This window comes from Undibacterium sp. Ji50W (assembly GCF_049340445.1).
Classification (GTDB): Bacteria; Pseudomonadota; Gammaproteobacteria; order Burkholderiales; family Burkholderiaceae_D; genus Undibacterium.
The window spans coordinates 33,151-50,652 of record NZ_JBMPOX010000016.1; the positions used below are offsets into that span (position 1 = coordinate 33,151).

Annotated in this window: 16 protein-coding genes; 10 read left to right on the forward strand and 6 right to left on the reverse strand. The window is 51.9% G+C overall.

Annotated features, from left to right (window positions below; genetic code table 11):
* Positions 1–23: 23 nt before the first annotated feature.
* From ACO0K9_RS19760 to ACO0K9_RS19790, 7 genes are all read left to right on the forward strand, one after another.
* Positions 24–419 (forward strand): BlaI/MecI/CopY family transcriptional regulator, encoded by a 396-nt coding sequence (locus ACO0K9_RS19760; RefSeq protein ID WP_422987800.1) that lies wholly within the window; start codon positions 24–26, stop codon positions 417–419.
* Positions 419–2,278, forward strand: a complete 1,860-nt coding sequence (locus ACO0K9_RS19765) for a M56 family metallopeptidase (protein ID WP_422987801.1) — start codon at positions 419–421, stop codon at positions 2,276–2,278. The genes ACO0K9_RS19760 and ACO0K9_RS19765 overlap by 1 nt, the downstream gene beginning before the upstream one ends.
* Before the next feature lie 108 nt (positions 2,279–2,386).
* A complete protein-coding gene (locus ACO0K9_RS19770; RefSeq protein ID WP_422987802.1) occupies positions 2,387–4,594 on the forward strand; it encodes a TonB-dependent receptor plug domain-containing protein in 2,208 nt (735 codons plus the stop codon).
* A gap of 148 nt (positions 4,595–4,742) precedes the next feature.
* Positions 4,743–5,843 (forward strand): class C beta-lactamase, encoded by a 1,101-nt coding sequence (gene ampC / locus ACO0K9_RS19775; RefSeq protein ID WP_422987803.1) that lies wholly within the window; start codon positions 4,743–4,745, stop codon positions 5,841–5,843.
* 295 nt (positions 5,844–6,138) lie between these two features.
* Entirely contained in the window at positions 6,139–6,663 is a 525-nt protein-coding gene (locus ACO0K9_RS19780; protein WP_422987804.1) for a hypothetical protein, read from the forward strand.
* Between the two features lie 199 nt (positions 6,664–6,862).
* The gene (locus tag ACO0K9_RS19785) at positions 6,863–7,540 is read left to right on the forward strand and encodes a GNAT family N-acetyltransferase (RefSeq protein ID WP_422987805.1); all 678 of its coding nucleotides are present in this window, start codon (positions 6,863–6,865) and stop codon (positions 7,538–7,540) included.
* A gap of 73 nt (positions 7,541–7,613) precedes the next feature.
* Positions 7,614–9,008, forward strand: a complete 1,395-nt coding sequence (locus ACO0K9_RS19790; RefSeq protein ID WP_422987806.1) for a hypothetical protein — start codon at positions 7,614–7,616, stop codon at positions 9,006–9,008.
* Here ACO0K9_RS19790 and ACO0K9_RS19795 read toward each other — a convergent pair.
* Entirely contained in the window at positions 8,990–9,610 is a 621-nt protein-coding gene (locus ACO0K9_RS19795) for a hypothetical protein (RefSeq protein ID WP_422987807.1), read from the reverse strand. The genes ACO0K9_RS19790 and ACO0K9_RS19795 overlap by 19 nt on opposite strands.
* Positions 9,611–10,142: 532 nt before the next feature.
* On the opposite strand from ACO0K9_RS19795, the gene ACO0K9_RS19800 reads away from it, so the two are divergent.
* Both ACO0K9_RS19800 and ACO0K9_RS19805 read left to right on the forward strand, forming a co-directional pair.
* Positions 10,143–10,448, forward strand: coding sequence for a hypothetical protein (locus ACO0K9_RS19800; protein ID WP_422987808.1), 306 nt, complete (start codon positions 10,143–10,145; stop codon positions 10,446–10,448).
* A gap of 65 nt (positions 10,449–10,513) precedes the next feature.
* Positions 10,514–11,203, forward strand: a complete 690-nt coding sequence (locus ACO0K9_RS19805) for a DUF3334 family protein (protein ID WP_422987809.1) — start codon at positions 10,514–10,516, stop codon at positions 11,201–11,203.
* Positions 11,204–11,636: 433 nt separating this feature from the next.
* Here ACO0K9_RS19805 and ACO0K9_RS19810 read toward each other — a convergent pair whose 3' ends face one another.
* The 3 genes from ACO0K9_RS19810 to ACO0K9_RS19820 all read right to left on the reverse strand — a co-directional run bounded on the left by ACO0K9_RS19810 (position 11,637) and on the right by ACO0K9_RS19820 (position 14,930).
* On the reverse strand, positions 11,637–12,761 hold the full coding sequence (locus tag ACO0K9_RS19810) for a beta-ketoacyl-ACP synthase III (protein ID WP_422987810.1): 1,125 nt from the start codon (positions 12,759–12,761) through the stop codon (positions 11,637–11,639).
* A 184-nt stretch (positions 12,762–12,945) separates the two neighbouring features.
* Positions 12,946–13,824, reverse strand: a complete 879-nt coding sequence (fghA, locus tag ACO0K9_RS19815; RefSeq protein ID WP_422987811.1) for an S-formylglutathione hydrolase — start codon at positions 13,822–13,824, stop codon at positions 12,946–12,948.
* Entirely contained in the window at positions 13,824–14,930 is a 1,107-nt protein-coding gene (locus ACO0K9_RS19820; RefSeq protein WP_422987812.1) for an S-(hydroxymethyl)glutathione dehydrogenase/class III alcohol dehydrogenase, read from the reverse strand. Before ACO0K9_RS19820 ends, fghA begins: the two co-directional genes overlap by 1 nt.
* 241 nt (positions 14,931–15,171) lie before the next feature.
* Between ACO0K9_RS19820 and ACO0K9_RS19825 the strand changes: the two genes are divergently transcribed.
* On the forward strand, positions 15,172–16,161 hold the full coding sequence (locus ACO0K9_RS19825; protein WP_422987887.1) for a GlxA family transcriptional regulator: 990 nt from the start codon (positions 15,172–15,174) through the stop codon (positions 16,159–16,161).
* Here the strand turns inward: ACO0K9_RS19825 and ACO0K9_RS19830 are convergent.
* Both ACO0K9_RS19830 and ACO0K9_RS19835 read right to left on the reverse strand, forming a co-directional pair.
* Positions 16,121–16,264, reverse strand: a complete 144-nt coding sequence (locus tag ACO0K9_RS19830; protein WP_422987813.1) for a hypothetical protein — start codon at positions 16,262–16,264, stop codon at positions 16,121–16,123. The genes ACO0K9_RS19825 and ACO0K9_RS19830 overlap by 41 nt on opposite strands.
* Before the next feature lie 160 nt (positions 16,265–16,424).
* Entirely contained in the window at positions 16,425–17,414 is a 990-nt protein-coding gene (locus ACO0K9_RS19835) for a tetratricopeptide repeat protein (protein ID WP_422987814.1), read from the reverse strand.
* Positions 17,415–17,502: the final 88 nt, after the last annotated feature.

The following is a 17,502-nucleotide window of genomic DNA, read 5'->3' on the forward strand; positions in this document are numbered from 1 at the left end:
ATTCTCACATCAGGATGTCAGGCATGTCGTCTCCCGGTCAAAAATCCATCATTCCCAAGCCCACCGCTTCCGAGCTGAATTTGCTCAAGGTCTTGTGGCAGCAAGGCCCCCTGAATGCCAAGCAGGTGCATGAGGCCGTGCAGGCCGAGCGCCCCGATCTGGCCTATGCCACCGTGCTGCGGCATTTGCAGATCATGCATGGCAAAGGCATCTTGACGCGCGACGAAAGTCAGCGCTCACATATCTATGCACCTTCGCAAGAGCAGGATTCGCTACAGACCAACCTGCTCAAGGACATGATACAAAAAGTCTTTGCCGGCTCTGGCAAAGACCTGGTGCTGGCAGCCCTGCGCGGCCATGTCAGCGCACAAGAGCGCGACGAGATAGAACAAATTCTTCAGGATGAGAAAAAATCATGATGTCTGCGCATACCCTTGCTGAACTGCTGGGCTGGCCATTGCTGCACTTTATCTGGCAAGGCGCACTGATCGCCAGTGTCAGCGCCATTTTGCTGGCGCTATGCCGTAATGCGCGGCCACAACTGCGTTACCTGATTGCCTGTCTTGCCATGTTGCTGTGCCTGTTGTGGCCAGCGCTGGGCGTGTTCCAGCAATGGCAGTCACCGCAAGCCATGAGTTTGGAAGCAGCCCTGCAACTGGCCGCAAATAGCGCGTTGCCGCTGGATCTGGTCTGGGTACGTGAAAGCGCACTGGCTGCCCATATAGAAAATTATCTGCCACTGATTGTTGCCATCTGGAGCGCCGGTGTTGCCCTGATGCTGGCACGTCTGGGCCTGGGCCTGTTATGGGTGTACCGGCTGGGCAAACATCAGCCACAGCCGCAACAGGATTGCTTGTTGCAGGCTCGCCAGTGGCAGGCACGCACCAGCCAGATGGCACAGCAATTTGCCATCGGCCGCCGGGTACAGTTACAGTTCCAGCAGCAACTGGTCAGCCCCATCACCTATGGCTGTTTCAGGCCAGTGATATTGATGCCAGCCTCTTTGCTGAGCGGCATGCCTTACGACATGATAGAAGCGCTGCTGGCGCATGAACTGGGGCATATCAAACGCTGGGATTATCTGGTGAACCTGTTGCAAAACCTGGTGCTGGCGATGCTGTTCTATCACCCGGCGGTATGGTGGTTGTCGAAACGCATCAATGCCGAAAGAGAATTGATTGCCGATGACCTGGCCATCAGCGCCGTTGGCCAGTCGCGCCCCCTGGCCCGTGCTTTGCAATGGCTGGACAAATTGCAGATCGCTGCGCTGCCTGTGCCTGCCATGGCAGCCCACGGCGGCGACCTGCTGTCGCGCATCAAACGCCTGATACGCCCCGATGCCCAACCCTGGCACTGGAAGATGGCCGTACCCGTATTGGGCATAGGCATGGCCCTGGTCTTGCTGTTGCAAACCCAATTGATATCCCGTGCCGAAGCCCTGCCGCAGACGGCAGGCAACGACCAGCCAGCAACGCAGATGGCAACACAGGTGACAACACCAGCAGCGCAAGCTGCTAGCCCGCACAGGACAGCGTATGTACAAACCCAGTCAGAACATGTACTGGTCATGGATGAACAAAGCGGCAAAATCCTGTTGTCTAAAAATGCAGACAGCATGGTGCCCATCGCATCGCTATCCAAATTGATGACAGCCATGCTCACGCTGGATGCCGGGCTGGACACGAATGAAGCCATCACCATCAGCAAAGAAGACATGCTGGTGGTTCAAAACAGCCAGGTGAAGTTAGCACCGGGCATGGTCTTGTCGCGCCAAAACCTGCTTGAACTGGCGCTGATCCCATCCAGCAATACCGCCGCCAAAGCCCTGGCCAGAACTTACCCTGGTGGCGAAGCCGCATTTGCCACCGCCTTGCAACAAAAAATCGCCAGCCTCAAGCTACAACAAACCCACCTGGAAGAAGCCACTGGCACCTCATCCAAAAACCGCGCCAGTGCCAGCGACTTGGCACGCATCGTCAAAGAAGCTGCGGGCTACCCGGAATTGCGCAGGCTCACCAGCAGCAGTCAAGGGGCCATCACCATCGCCGGCAAAACCCAGGAATACCAAAGCACCAATCCCCTCACATCCAACAAGGACTGGGGCATCTCGCTGTCTAAAACCGGTTATTCCAAGGCGGCAGGCCGTTGCCTGGTGATGCGCACCAGTGTTGCCGGCAAGCCCGTCATCATGGTTTTGCTGAATGCAAAAAATGTGGATATCCGCAATGACGATGTCCACCACATCCGGGCGATGCTAGACCCGGCGCCATCTAGCTAAGAAACTCTTTCCCCTCATTTTTTGACAGTGAAACTTTGCGCCACACCAGGCGCAAGGGGCTGTCATTCCCTGAACAAACATCCACACACATTGATGAAAGCACACAGCATGTTGTTGAGATTAACCAGATTCCCCTTGTCGCGCATTGCACTGGCAGCGCTATCCCTGTTCGTTGGTAGGCAGGCGCTGGCCCAGGCACCTGCCATCAATGGCAATGGCCAGCAAGTCGACATCACTGCCAAACCCCAGCAGGTGCGTGAACGCCAGGACGACGTCGGCCTGCGCAGCACCTATGGCCGTGAAGACATAGAAAAATATGGCGACAGCAACCTCAGCGACGTCCTGAAACGCCTGCCCGGCATCAGCGTTACCGAAAGCAAAGGCAAGGGCGCAGAAATCCGCATGCGGGGCCTGGGCAATGGCTATACCCAAATCTTGCTGAACGGCCAGGCCATACCCAATGGCTTTACCATCGACAGCATTGCCCCCGATCTGATAGAAAAAATCGAAGTCATGCGCGTGGCCGGTGCCGACGTCAGTGCCCAAAGCATAGCCGGTACCATCAACATCGTACTCAAGAAAAAAAGCAGTAATCAATCGTCAGAAATAAAATCCAGCGCAGGCCTGCAGGCCGGGCGCGTGTCTGGCAATGCATCCTGGAGTATCGCCGACCATCTGCCTGCCGCCATTGCAGACCTGGCAGACATCAACTATGTATTTGCAGGCAGCATCGACAGCACGACGAACGATGTCAATGACGTACTGCGCGAAGGCCAGTACAGCCTGTCTGCTAGCAAGCAGTGGCAAGCACTGGCCGACAGGCAACTGCAGCAAACACAGCAAAACCGCCGCGACGCCATCAGCCTGACACCACGCCTGAACTGGAAAATCGATGCCCAAAACAGCCTCAACTGGCAGGTCTATGTCAACTATGCGCGACTGGAAACTGTCAAGTCTGAAAAAGAAACAAGCCTGCTGGGCGCTACTACAGAATTCCCTGACAACCGCGCCCTTTGGGCTGCCCATATCTTCACCAGCCGTAACGACATCAACTGGGAACGCCGCCTGGCAGACAGCGCCAGGTTAAACCTTAACTGGGGCTGGAACCATTTTGACCGCGATGCCAAATTCCAGTTCTGGGGCAATGACAGCCAGGGCAGACAGACCGAACATCGCTATGTGACCGGTGACGCCAATGAAAACGAATATCGCTTCAGTGGCAAATACCTGGCACCATATTCAGAAAACCATGTACTCAGCCTGGGGTGGGACAGCAGCCGTAGCGCACGCACCGAAGGCCGGGACGAAACCGACGTCGACATCGCTACCGGCAACATCACGCCAGACAATCATCATTATCAGGCTGGCCTGGCCAAACTGGCCGTCTATCTGCAAGATGAATGGACCATCAATGCCGCCTGGTCTGCCTATCTGGGTTTGCGCTGGGAACGCATCACCACCAATAGCCGCGAGGCAGGTGAATTTGATGTTGAGAACCGCTCCACCATGCTCAGCCCCATACTGCAAAGTGTGTGGAAGCTGGATGCAAAAAGGCAATGGCGCTTTGCCCTGAACCGCAGCTTCAAACTGCCTACCGTCGCCAACCTGGTGCCACGCCGCTTTCGCGTCGACAACAACAATACCCCGCTGAACGCCGACTTTCAGGGCAACCCCCGCTTGCGTCCCGAACGTGCCTCGGGCCTGGACGTCGCCTATGAACATTACCTGACTGAATCCAGCCTTGTCAGTATCAATACCTACTGGCGCCGCATACAAGACGTGATGCTGGAACAACCAGCGCAAAACGGCAGTACCTGGCTCTCGATGGTTAACAATAGCGGGCACGCCAAAGTCATCGGGCTGGAAGTTGAAATCAAAACCAAGCTGCAAGAATTGTCCCCCGGTTTGCCGCCGCTGGAACTGCGCGCCAACGCCAACCGCAACTGGTCAACCGTGGACCAGGTAACGGGGCCAAACAACCGCCTGGCGCATCAGACTGGCCTGCTGATCAGTACCGGGGCCGACTACCAAATCAACCCTGCCTGGCGCACAGGGGCAGACTTCAGCTTCCAGGCAGCGGACCAGATACACGAATCCACCTACATCAATACCCACACCGGCCCCAAACGCAACCTGGATATCTATCTAAGCTGGAAACAAAGCAAACAAAGCCAGTGGCGCTTTTCAGTCACCAATGTCTTGCAGCAAGACCGGCTGGTCAGTGGCGACTACACCAACGACACCGCACGCTGGACCGATGCCGGGCGCGAACAATCGGCACGGACCTGGCGCGTGGTGTGGGAATGGCGCATGTGATGCAAGCCTGTAGAGCAAGTACATCAAATTACTACAATTTTTAAATGCCGTTTTTACGAAATTTTAGGAAAATAAAATGAAATCATCAGCACTACAAATTTTAAGAATCAGTATCCTTGCCATTGGCACCATGCTTACAATGACAGCCATGAGCGCCGAATTAGTTACGAAAGCCGACGCTGTCAAGCGCGTCGCAGATGAAGCCATACTTCCGATCATGAAAGCACATGCCATCCCCGGCATGACCGTCGGCATTGTTGCCAATGGCAGGCAATACGTCTTTAACTATGGCCTGGCATCCAAATCAGAAGGCACGCCGGTCACCGATGCAACCCTGTTTGAGATAGGTTCAATCAGCAAAACCTTTGTTGCAACCATGGCAACGCTGGCACAGGGCCGGGGAAAATTGGCACTGACCGACACAGTCGCTGACCACATTCCCAGCCTGAAAGGCAGCAGCTTTGGAGAAACCACCTTGCTGAGCCTGGGCACCCACACCACCGGTGGCCTGCCTCAACAGGTTCCGGATGAAGTGTCAAGTAATGAACAACTAATTACCTATTTAAAAAATTGGAAACCGGACCATCCGCAGGGCCAGTACCGCACATATAGCAATGTCAGCATAGGTTTGCTCGGCGTCATTGCCGCGCAGAGTCTGCAACAGCCTACAGCGGCCATCATGCAAGAGCAAATTTTCCCCGCCTTCAGTATGAAAAATAGCTTTATCGTCGTACCAGACAGCAGACGGGTAGACTATGCGCAAGGCTATAAACAAGACGACACCCCAGTCCGCCTGAAGGACAATGTGCTGTCCGCAGAAGCTTATGGAGTCAAAACCACCGCCAGCGACCTGGTGCAATTCATCAAAGCAAATATCGGCGAGATGAATCTGACACCAGAATTCGCACTCGCTTTGAAAAACACTCACACCGGCTATTTCAAAGCCGGCGGCATGACCCAAAGCCTGGTCTGGGAGCTATACCCATACCCGACAGATGTCGCTGCCGTCATCGAGGGTTCTACCGACCACATGGCCCGTGACGCCACACCCGTTAAAAAAATCACGCCACCAATGATTCCAGACGCAAATGTATTCATCCACAAAACAGGCGCTACCAATGGATTCGGCGCATACATCGCCTTTGTACCTGAAAAGAAAATGGGGATCGTCATCCTGGCTAACAAGAATTATCCAAGTGCGGTACGCATCAAAATAGCTCAGCAAATTCTTGGGCAGATGGGTTTGTAAATCACCTACAGGATTCAATGAATCGATTTCAAAGCGCTGTTTTTTTTGCGACAATGTAAGATTGCCCCCCTAGAATAAAGAGAATATATAACGCTCGCCGCAAGATCGGCAGGTCCGTTGGGCGAGTGTGGGAAATGAAGATGGTCTACTGCACCAACAATCCATGTTGCTTCAATCCATACAGTAAAGATATAGTGCTATAAAGTTGAAACTTGATAGTCAGTTTTATGATTGCTTCCTTCTTGGCCATCATCAGTACCAGCTCTTTACTTAAAAATAATTCTAAGGATGAAAAATGTATAGGATTTTGACCGCAATGCCATTGATTTTTGTATCGGTAAATTTAATGGCATCGACCGAAGATATTGGATTCAAATGTGAAATGATCAAAGATAAGCCAGTGCGTAATCTTTGTATTAAGGACCGGACCTCAAAAGAGCAGAGTAATGCAGAGGCCGCTACATTGAAAATTGCGGCAGATGAAGAAAAAGAAAAAGCCACGGCTGAACAAAAACGACTTGCTGAATTTGTGAAAAAAGCCGAGGATATTTTAACAAAAGATTTTAAGGACCCTTTGGGAGCTCAATTCACAGACTTGAAAATTGTTGAATCGCCTTTTCAAGTGTTATGTGGTCAGGTAAATGGAAAAAATTCCTATGGGGCTTATGTCGGGTCCAAGTCATTTTACGTTCAATTTATGGGCTCAACTGTAGATTCGCGAATTGTTGAACTTCCAAAAAAGGCGGCAGACAAGGGAGTATATGAAGCAGAAATGAATTTGCTAAACGCAATTTGCAAGGGCGGCAAAGCGTATCCATAAATGGTTGATGTCCCATGGCGTGCTCAGCAATAATGTGGAACACATGAAATTGCCTGACCTGACCAGATAAAGCCTATGTGAATTGGCATCAATGATTTAAGCATGAAGACAAGATTTCATCGAACAATCTGTTGCCGTCATTCGCCAAGGGCGGCCGATAATGCAGGCAGCTTACTGCCATTGATATGGATATCCGTGCATGAGCAATCTACTTGATAACATTGTCTGGCATACCCTGCAGGGGCCGCATGCCAGGTATGCGGAAGGGCTGGGTGCGGTGCGGCGTTATGCTGCGGGCTTTCCGCCGTTTGCTGCTTTTGCGGATACTGGCAACCCTGATCTTGCTACGCTGGCGCAGTATGTGGCAGCCGGCGAGCAGATCTATTGCGATGGCTGGGCGGCACCTGCACCGGCAGGCTGGCATATAGAATCAGAATCCGAATTGCAGAAAATGGTCTGGAATACGGCCACCCCCACCGCTGATACAACGCTGGAAACCATTTTGCTGGGGCCGCAACATCAGTCCGCCATATTGGATTTGGCCGCGCTGACCAGCCCTGGTCCTTTTACTGTGGGCAGCATGGCGCTGGGTGATTATCTGGGGGTGTTCGATGGGCCGCGCCTGCTGGCCATGGGTGGTGGGCGTCTGTGTGCAGGTGGCTACAGGGAAATCAGCGGCGTTTGCACGCACCCGGCGTATCAGGGGCAGGGCATGGCAAAAAAGCTGGTGTCTGCATTGCTGCACCGGCACGCTCAACATCACGAGAAAAGCTTTTTGCGTGTCATGCGTGCGAATGAAGCGGCGTTCCGGCTATACGTGAATATGGGTTTCCAGCACTATGGCACGTCGGTCGCCAGAGTCATTTCTTACTATTGAAGATTGCGCTTCATTTGTATAAGAAGAAAGGTATAGTGATAAGAATTTATTTTTCTTTTTTTTACCATAGCCTATGCGCCCAACGATTCTAGGTTTTTCGATATTTCTCCTGGTATTTGTCCAAATACCCAAGGCCTATGCTGAAGAGGATAGTAAGAAACAGTGGATACAGGGTTCTTGGGTCAATGTCAGAAGTACTGAGGTTGCAAATAGTCCGGTAGTCGATCATCTGGCAGCAAACACGGCGGTGATCTTGTTAACCCAGAAAAATAGCAGTTGTGAAATTTCATGGGGCAATGGTCGAAAGGGTTTTGTTGCCTGTCAATTTTTAGGACCCAAAGCATTGGATTTTGTGGAGATGGCCAGTTTTAGCCTACAAGGAAAGGACAATCCTAAATATTCGCCTGCACGTGCTTTCTGGATCGCACCTTCCATGGCTGGCTTGTTCAATGCGGGTGTTTATTTCCAGCAAAAATTGCTGAATCCGCAGCAACTGCAATTGGAACAAGGTTATGGTGAAGGGCGCGAAAACCCCCAAATTGCCCCCCGTCTGGTACGCTATCCTGTTCCCGAATTTGATGCGATGAAAGCCGTGCTTGCGCAAGGCGTTGTCGCCCCTGTTGCTGCAGATCCCCCGCTGTTGAGCTGTAAACAAATGCAGGAAGCGAGAGAAAAGCAGCTAGGTAAAACTACTGCCGAAACCAGCAGCAGATATGGAGATTGGCAATATCCAGAGGCGAATAAATTCCCCTATTCCTATGTGCGGGTTCACGATTGCCGTGCACCTGAATTGCCGGGTTTGTCGCTCCCAACAGTACGTCCTTCATTCTTTAAAGATAAAAAGATGTTGTTACCGGGAAGTGCCGCTATAGAACAAATAAGCGCTCATTTTGGTATCGTGGAAAAAGGACGGGCTTCCGGTACGCCGAAATGGACCCTGGATTATGACCAGTGGCGGTACACAGGCGCATGGGATATAGGGCGATATGACCTATCTTTGGAAATGCCAGTATATGAACACGTTATAGGGCGCACCGGTTTAGTATCTGCCTATCGGTGGACGCCATCTTTGCAAATCGTACCAAACGGTGCATCTGCTTCATGTGAGGAAGGCTTGTCAAACCGGCGGCGCGGCAAAGAACTGGTGGCTGATTACCCGAAAGTAAAAGACGAGTTAATGTGGTTTCAATCACCTGTTCCTCTCCCCATAAAAACTTCGAAAATTGTTACACGGATACTGCAGGTTCCTGCTCCAAAAGATGGCAATAAATCTTTTGATATTAAAAAAATTGTTAGTTACGAAGTTGATCTTAATAACGATGGCGTTCCAGATTTTATTCAATGGGACATCTGGGCTGGGCCTGAAATTAATGGCCCGTCGTCACTATTGGCTTTGCGCCAGGTTTTCGTTAACATTAATGGTGAATGGTATCCGTTTGAACAAGATTCTTATGGCGAATGTACATGACCATTATTCTTTCGTGGCAGGCTAAGTAACAATCCAGTGAACAGGGCTTCTGCAATGACGAGAAATGCTGCTTTATAAGGCAAGAGATCTATCGGCTTTTGCAGAAAGCGCAGATACAAGGCAAACAAACCGATACTTATGGCACCCCAGAGCAAGCTACGTTGATATGACTGATTCAGATTGCGATGCAATAGCAGGCCAGTCACGCTGCCGAAAATAGCTACCAGCAGCATTGGTAATTCTGTCACCCATGTGTGCGAACAAAGGCTAAGCCATTCCAGGCAGTGATATTTCCAATGTTCATGCAGCATGAATTGTTCATCAAATGACATGCCCATCATCGCAATACAAAGCCAGATACAAAGATACCTGGGTAACGCTTTATCTTGCCAAAGCCGTAAGCAAAGAATGGCCATGGCCCATAGTTGAGCACTCGACAGCCACGCTACTGGTGAATCATCGGTACGAAAGGCAATTTCGGGTGCTGGCCAATACAAAAGGGCAGAAACGATAATGAATAAAATTGCCCCCACAAGGCAAAATGCCACTGGCAAAAATGCATGCTTGTTGAAGTGGTGTTTGCCGTGCTCATTATTCAGCATGGAAAGAGCTTTCTATGATTAGGAGTGTTGTCTAAAAAAATAATACTGGGCTTTACATTGATTGAATCCGTCATCTGTTTTGTTATTTCAGTACCGAATAAATCTATTTATACGTTTGAAACGCTTGGGCAGACTTCGAACATAATATGATCGAATCAGGCCTCATAGCCATGAGGGGCATTTTCTTAAGGGTGACATATGATGGATTGTTGTCAGACCCCATATTGATACACTGCAATATCGCAAAATAATTTCCTCTTTTAACGTCTATGTAAAAATGTGGGGAATTGCCTTTGTATCAGCGAGTGCCAACTTTCCGGTCTTGAACCTTGCATTTTAGTTGTATTTTGAAAATTCTTGTTAAAGCAGCATGGTTCGACAGATAAACTAATTGCGCCGAGCACATGAAACCAGTGGACGGGGAGCAATCCCTTCAGTATTCTTGCATTATTCCTATGGACAGGTCAGTCTGTCCTCTGGGGGATGTGCCGTTTCATTTTGCCGGCACGTCTGGCACGCTAAGGATGAAACCATGCTGATCACCAATTTGACATCGCAAACCGACGTGCCGGAGGATGGCTTGTTGGCAGAACGCGCGGTTCCTGATGCAACGCTCACCGCTGTGCGGCGGGTGCTTGAGCTTGAAACGGAAGTGAAGCGCTTGCGCGATACGTTTGCTGCCATGCCTGCCGATGCCAGGCAAGATCCTGCGTGGAAAGATAAAGTTGCTCACCTGCTAAGCAGAGTCGTTTTGTTCCGGCTTGCTGCTTCTGCTGAACACGGGCGTGCTCATGCTGAGCCGTCGTCAGCGCGGTCAGTTGATCGTGCTATGGAATGAAGCCGTAAGCCGGTGCTTGTTGCAGGTGATTTGAAAAATTGTTGTGTAAAAAATAGGAGTTGGCCATGGCCTCGGAAGAAACTAATGTGGTGTACGGAACGGAAGACTTGTTGACCAGTTTGTGTAACTCGGTGCTACGGGTGTTGAACGCCGCTACGCAAAGCAAGGTGCATTATTCGGCCATGGTGCAGCGTATTACCAAGATAGGTTTGAAGCCGGATATCGGCTGCTTTGTGCTGTTTGATGGTGGTTTTTCTGGTTTGGTGGTGTTGAACTTTGATGGCGATACCGCGCTGGAAATCTATGAAAAATACATGCTCAACATGGGCATGCCCAAGTCCGAGCTGGCCACGTCTTTCACGTCAGATGAAGTCGCCAATATTTTGGGGGAACTGATGAACCAGATCGTCGGTGATTTCACTGGCAAGGTACGCCGGGAACTACAAACCAATATCACCCAAAACCAGCCGAAGATGCTGGTGCTGACCAAGCAGGTCATGCTGAGTGTGGATACGCCGCTGGACAGGCCAGAACTGCGCCGCGTGTCCTTCTTTACCGAAAAGAATAATATCTTTTATCTGGAACTGGCCATCGACCGGACAGAGTTCATCAAACTGCATGACTTTGATGCGCATGAAGTACCTGATCCGGATGCCTTGCTCGATATGCAGCAAGCCAGTCAACAAGCGGAAGCAGCACCACCTGCGGCGGCAGACGATGACAATGCTGAACTGTTGAAGTCTTTGGGGATGTAAGTCACCATGCATCAATATTAATAGGACTTACGCAAAACAGCAGCGCTGCGCATTGAACCTACGTAGGTACGATTAGCGCAGCGTAATCGCACGCATGCCCATCACGGCTTGTTTTCTTCAACTGCTGATTTGCTGATGAAAATACAAAACAGTGAATTTCCTCTTGTCGGATGGAAGACAAGAAAATTTGAAACGTCTTGGTCATTGCCAGGCACAACATGCGTACGATTACACTGCGCTAATCGTACCTACGTTCTGTTGAAATCTTTGGGGATGTAAATCACCATGCATCAATATTGATGCAGCTTAGGTATTGATGCAGCTAAGCAAAAGGCCGCGTTAACTTTAGTTAAGCGGCCTTTTGCTTTGTGCGGATAGCTAGGTTCAGTTTTCTTATTTCGGTTTTCTTATTTTATTTTTCGTATTTCAGTTTTTACTGCAGCTTTTTCACCACCACGCAGCCTATGGAATAGCCGGCACCAAATGAGCAGATCACGCCTATGGTGCCGGGTGTCAGGTCTTCCTGGTATTTGTGGAAGGCGATGATGGAACCAGCCGAAGAGGTATTGGCGTAGGTGTCAAGGATGGTAGGTGATTCTTCTTGTGTGGCATCACGACCCAAAATCATGCGGGCGATCAACAAATTCATGTTGAGGTTGGCCTGGTGCAGCCAGAAGCGTTTTACATCAGGGATGCTGATGCCGGCTGCCTGTACCGTTGAGGTGATGACGGCAGCGGCCATGGGGCAGACATCCTTGAACACTTTACGGCCTTGCTGGCGGAAGAGTTTGTCGGGTTTGCCGATGCCGCTTTCATCAGCGCGATTCAAGAAGCCAAAGTTGTTGCGGATATTGTTAGAGAATTGGGTTTTCAGTTTCAGGCCAACAATTTCAAACTGGTGTTTGGATGTCGCCAGGTCGGCGCGTTCTATGATGATGGCGGTGCAGGCATCACCAAAAATGAAGTGGCTGTCACGGTCACGCCAGTTCAGGTGGCCGCTGGTAATTTCAGGGTTGACCACCAGTACGGCACGGGCTTGCCCGCTTTCTATGGCAGTGACGGCGGCCTGTATGCCAAACGTGGCAGATGAACAGGCAACATTGATGTCATACCCATAGCCGTCTATACCCAGTGCTGCCTGAATTTCAACTGCCATGGCAGGGTAGCCGCGCTGCATATTGCTGGCGGCACAGATTACGGCGTCGATATCGGCAGCGCTGCGGCCCGCACGTTCCAGCGCCTGGGTGGCGGCTGCCACGGCCATTTCACACATGATGGATGGTTCGTCGTCGCTGCGTTCCGGGATGCGTGGCGTCATGCGGTTGATATCCAGCACGCCATCTTTATTCATCACATAACGTGCTTTGATGCCGGATGCTTTTTCTATGAAGGCAACGCTGGATTCTTCCAGTGCCACCACGTCACCGCTGGCTATGGCCGCCGCGTTTTGTGCATTGTGTTGCTGGACATAACCATTGAAGCTGGCGATCAGTTCTTCATTGGAAATGGACTGGGATGGCGTGTACAGGCCGGTGCCGCTGATGACTACTTTACTCATCTCTTGCTTTCTTGTTATGTCGTTCCGAATAATGCGCAAAAAATGCGCGACGATGTCGCTCGATTTTACACAAGATTAATGACAATCTAGCGAGAAACGCACAGAAATAGAGTGCTTGTTCCAGTTTGGTGCATCTTGAAACTGGAACAGGCAGGTATGACAGAACTGGCAGCTTTTACGGCTCTTAAGCAGTCAATTGCTGTTTATGATGCAGCAAATGTTCTTCAACAAAGCTGTTGATGAAGTAATAGCCGTGGTCATAGCCGGCGTGGTAACGCAGGTTCAATGGCTGTTGCACTTGCTGGCATGCAGCGGCAAACTGGTCGGGGTGTAATTGCGCTTCCAGAAATTTATCGTCCAGCCCCTGGTCGATCAGGATGCCTTTGGGGAAGGGGGGCTGACGCAGATTCAGCATCAACTGGGTGGCGTCATAGGCGCGCCAGCTTGTTGAGTCTGTCCCCAGATAGCCGCTGAAAGCCTTGTTACCCCACGGGCATTGCATGGGGGCGGCAATCGGGGCGAAGGCTGATACGCTGTGAAAAAACTCTGGATGACGCAAGGCCAGTACCAGTGCCCCATGGCCGCCCATGGAATGCCCCATGATGCCTACCCTTTGCCTGTCCATGGGTAAGTTATCGAGCAGGATGTTTCTCAGTTCATGCACGATATAGCTGTGCATGCGGTAATGCTGGCTCCATGGTGTTTCAGTGGCGTCCAGGTAAAAACCGGCGGCGACACCAAAATCCCAGCTGTCGCTGTCGCCAGGGATGTTGGCATTGCGCGGGCTGGTGTCTGGCGTGATGAGGATGATGCCTTCGCGGGCGGCAATGGCTTGTGCACCACCCTTGATCATGAAGGTTTCTTCGGTGCAGGTCAGCCCCGCCAGATAGAATACCGCCGGGCAAGTTGCGCCAGCCAGTGCCTGCGGTGGCAGGTAGACAGAAAACCGCATAGGCAAGCCAATCTCTCTGGATGCATGCTGATAAAACCGCTGCACGCCTGCGTGGCAGGCATGCTGGCTTAACAGCTCAATATCATCCGGCAAGGGCAAGAGCTGCTTCATCAGTACAACACGACAGAACGGATGGATTCGCCGCTTTTCATGAGGTCAAAGCCTTCATTGATGCGTTCCAGCGGCAGCCTGTGGGTGATCAGGTCATCGATATTCAGCTTGCCTTCCATGTACCAGTCGACGATTTTGGGCACGTCGGTACGGCCACGGGCGCCGCCAAAGGCAGAACCTTTCCATTCGCGGCCAGTCACCAGTTGGAAGGGACGGGTGCTGATTTCTGCACCGGCTTCGGCCACCCCGATGATGATGGATTTACCCCAGCCCTTGTGACAGCATTCCAGTGCCTGACGCATGACCTTGGTATTGCCTATGCATTCAAATGAATAGTCGGCACCGCCATCGGTCAACTGGATGATATGGTCAACCACGTTTTCTACCTGCGATGGATTGATGAAGTGGGTCATGCCAAACTGGCGCGCCATGCTTTCACGCGCCGGGTTCAGGTCGACACCGATGATTTTGTCGGCACCCACCATTTTGGCTGCCTGTATCACGTTCAAGCCTATGCCGCCCAGGCCAAATACCACCACATTCGCGCCAGCTTCCACCTTGGCGGTGAAAACCACGGCGCCGACGCCTGTGGTGACGCCACAGCCGATATAGCAAATCTTGTCGAAGGGAGCATCTTCACGCACTTTGGCAACGGCAATTTCTGGCACCACGATGTAGTTGGAAAAAGTCGAGGTACCCATGTAATGGAATAGCGGTTTGCCATCCAGCGAGAAGCGCGATGTCGCATCCGGCATCAGCCCGCGTCCCTGGGTGGAACGGATTGCCTGGCACAGATTGGTTTTGCGTGACAGGCAGAATTTGCATTGACGGCATTCGGGCGTGTACAGCGGGATCACATGGTCTCCCTTGCGCAGGCTGCTGACACCCGGGCCGGTATCGACCACGACGCCAGCACCTTCATGTCCCAGGATGGCAGGGAACAAGCCTTCCGGGTCGGCACCAGACAGGGTGTAATAATCGGTATGGCAAATGCCGGTGGCTTTGACTTCGATCAGCACTTCACCAGCTTGCGGGCCTTGCAGATCGACTTCTTCTATCGTCAAGGGCGCACCTGCTTTCCAGGCGATGGCGGCTTTGGTTTTCATGCTGATCCTTTATGGAATGTTAAGGTTTGCTGATTGTCTTAGAAAGCCGGTGTATTGCGGGTGTTTTTTAGCGGTCTGGCTGATTCTGAATGAAGAATGGCTTAAAAAGACGGGGTGATGGCTTCTGGACTATCATCATGCTTTTGTTGATGCACAGGGTAAAGTCGTGAATTTGAACAAGCGCACAGACAAACACGTAGACAAACGCGCAGACAAGCGCGGCTTTCCACGCCGGCTTGATATTATCGTGTATCCCGGTTTCAAGGCGCTCGAGGCGATAGGGCCGATGTCGGTATTTGAATATGCGAATATCCATTTGCAGCGCCAGGGCAAGCCCGCCGCCTATGATGTCAAAATCGCCGCTGCCCAGATTGGGCCAGTGCGCTCAGACACGCTGATGTGCCTGGAAGCGACCAAGGCCATCAACCCGCTGGCCTTACCAGACGATGCGATTATTGTCGGCTCGCGCCATATCCGCGATGCGCTGGAAGAAAATGGCGCAATTATCGATTGGGTGGCGCATGTCGCCCCCAAAATCCAGCGCCTGGCGGCCTTGTGTTCGGGCGCTTTCTTCCTGGCGAAGACAGGGCTACTGGATGGCAAGCATGCCACCACGCACTGGAGCGTGGCGCGCCAGTTGCAGGATGATTTCCCGGCTGTGCAGGTGGATGCGGATGCCATCTTTATACGCAGTGGCAACCTGTGGACATCGGCTGGTGTGACGGCGGGTATAGACCTGGCGCTGGCTTTTGTCGAAGATGATTGCGGCCATGAACTGGCGCTGGAAGTTGCCAGTGACATGGTGGTGTACCTGAAGCGTCCTGGTGGGCAATCGCAGTTCAGTACCCATTTGCTGAGCCAGAAAACGGCGCAGACCAATATCCGCGAATTGCAACAGTGGATATTATCCAACCTGCATCAACGTCTGCCGGTATCGCAACTGGCCGATATGGCTGGCATGAGCCTGCGCAATTTCACCCGCCTGTTCCAGCGTGAAGTGGGTGTCAGCACCTCGGAATTTATCGAAATTGCGCGCCTTGAAACTGCCCAGCGCTTATTGGCTGACGTGTCGGAACAGGGCATGCCGGTTAAAACCATTGCCGCCCGTTGTGGTTTTGCCAGTGATGATCATTTGCGCCGGGTTTGTCAAAAACGCTTGCACGTATCACCGACGCAATACCGCGACAGTTTTACATCGCCACATAGCGGTCAGGGCGGTGGTTCAGGCTGATTGCCAGGTTCAGGGCAAAGGCACCAATGATGGACGCCAGCAGCGCCGTCTGGTGATCCAAGTGAGCGACGCACAACAACGCCAGGCGAGGTTTCAGACCCATTCCCTCCATAGCGCGCTGCACTGCGTTGTACGTCTTGTCAGCCTGCGGTATGGGGCCCCCGCCCAGGGGAATGCTTTGCCTAAAAGATAGGTCAACACGCCCTAGCCAGGAACCTCAGCCGGATTTGAACCAGTCTTGTGACAAACGCCATTGCTCGCTGTCAGCTCTTCAGGGTCTTCAACTGCGCTTCTGCATCTTCACGCAATTTTTTGCTGAGAGGTGGTTTGTAAGACAGGGCTTTTTCAAAATTTGAAATTGCCTTGGGTTTGTCGTTCAGCGCTTGCTGGCATTGTCCCAGGCGGTAATGGCTGGCCGCGCTGGCATCGATGCTCAGGGATTTTTCAAACCAGTTGATGGCATCCTTGTGCTTACCCTGTTCCTGCAAGGCGCGTCCCATGCCATACGAACCCTGGTATTTGTCAGGGTAACGCTGCTGCAGGTCGCTGAAAACCCGTTCGGCGTCAGCATATTTCTTTTCTTGCACATAGGTGGCACCCACGGTGAACAGCACATTGCGCTGCAGCTTGGCCAGGGCTTCAACATTGCCGGGGATGGCAGACAGGGCATTGGTTTCTGCGCGGCTGGCATTTTTGTCAGACAGGTCTATCGTTGCCTGCATCAGATTGCTGGCGGCGGTGCTGACCTTGGCGGTTTCCAGCACCAGGTTTTGTGCCTTGCTTTTACCACCGCCGGCAATGGCCGGGGCTTGCAGGTAATATTGCAACAGGGAATTACGGGCATTGAAATTTTTCGGGTCCAGCTCCACCGCCTTGATGAAGGCATCGTGGATTTTGCCAGCGTAGGACATGGCGGCAAATATGCTGCCTGAGGTGGCTTTTGTACCCAGCACATTGCCCAGCATTTCGTGGCATTCAGACATCTGTGGATGGGCGCTGATGCATTGCTCTGCATACTTGGCGGCATCATCCAGTTTATCCAGCTTGCCTTCTGCCAGTATCAGTTCGGCCTTCGCCAGCAGGGCATCGGCATTGTTTGGATCGGCACTTAATTTGGCTGTGGCCGCTTTATCGGCTTCGGCATATTTCTTTGCCTTCATCAGCGCTTCATATTCATGGGCGCTGGCGGCTGGTGCCGCCATCATCGCAATTGAAGTGATCGACGTTACAATCATGGTCTGCAACAATTTCATACTATTCTCGATCAGGATGACGATTCAAGCTTAACGGGGCGCTGCCAGTTTTGGTTGACCTGCGCCCGGTTTTTTACCCGATTCTTAC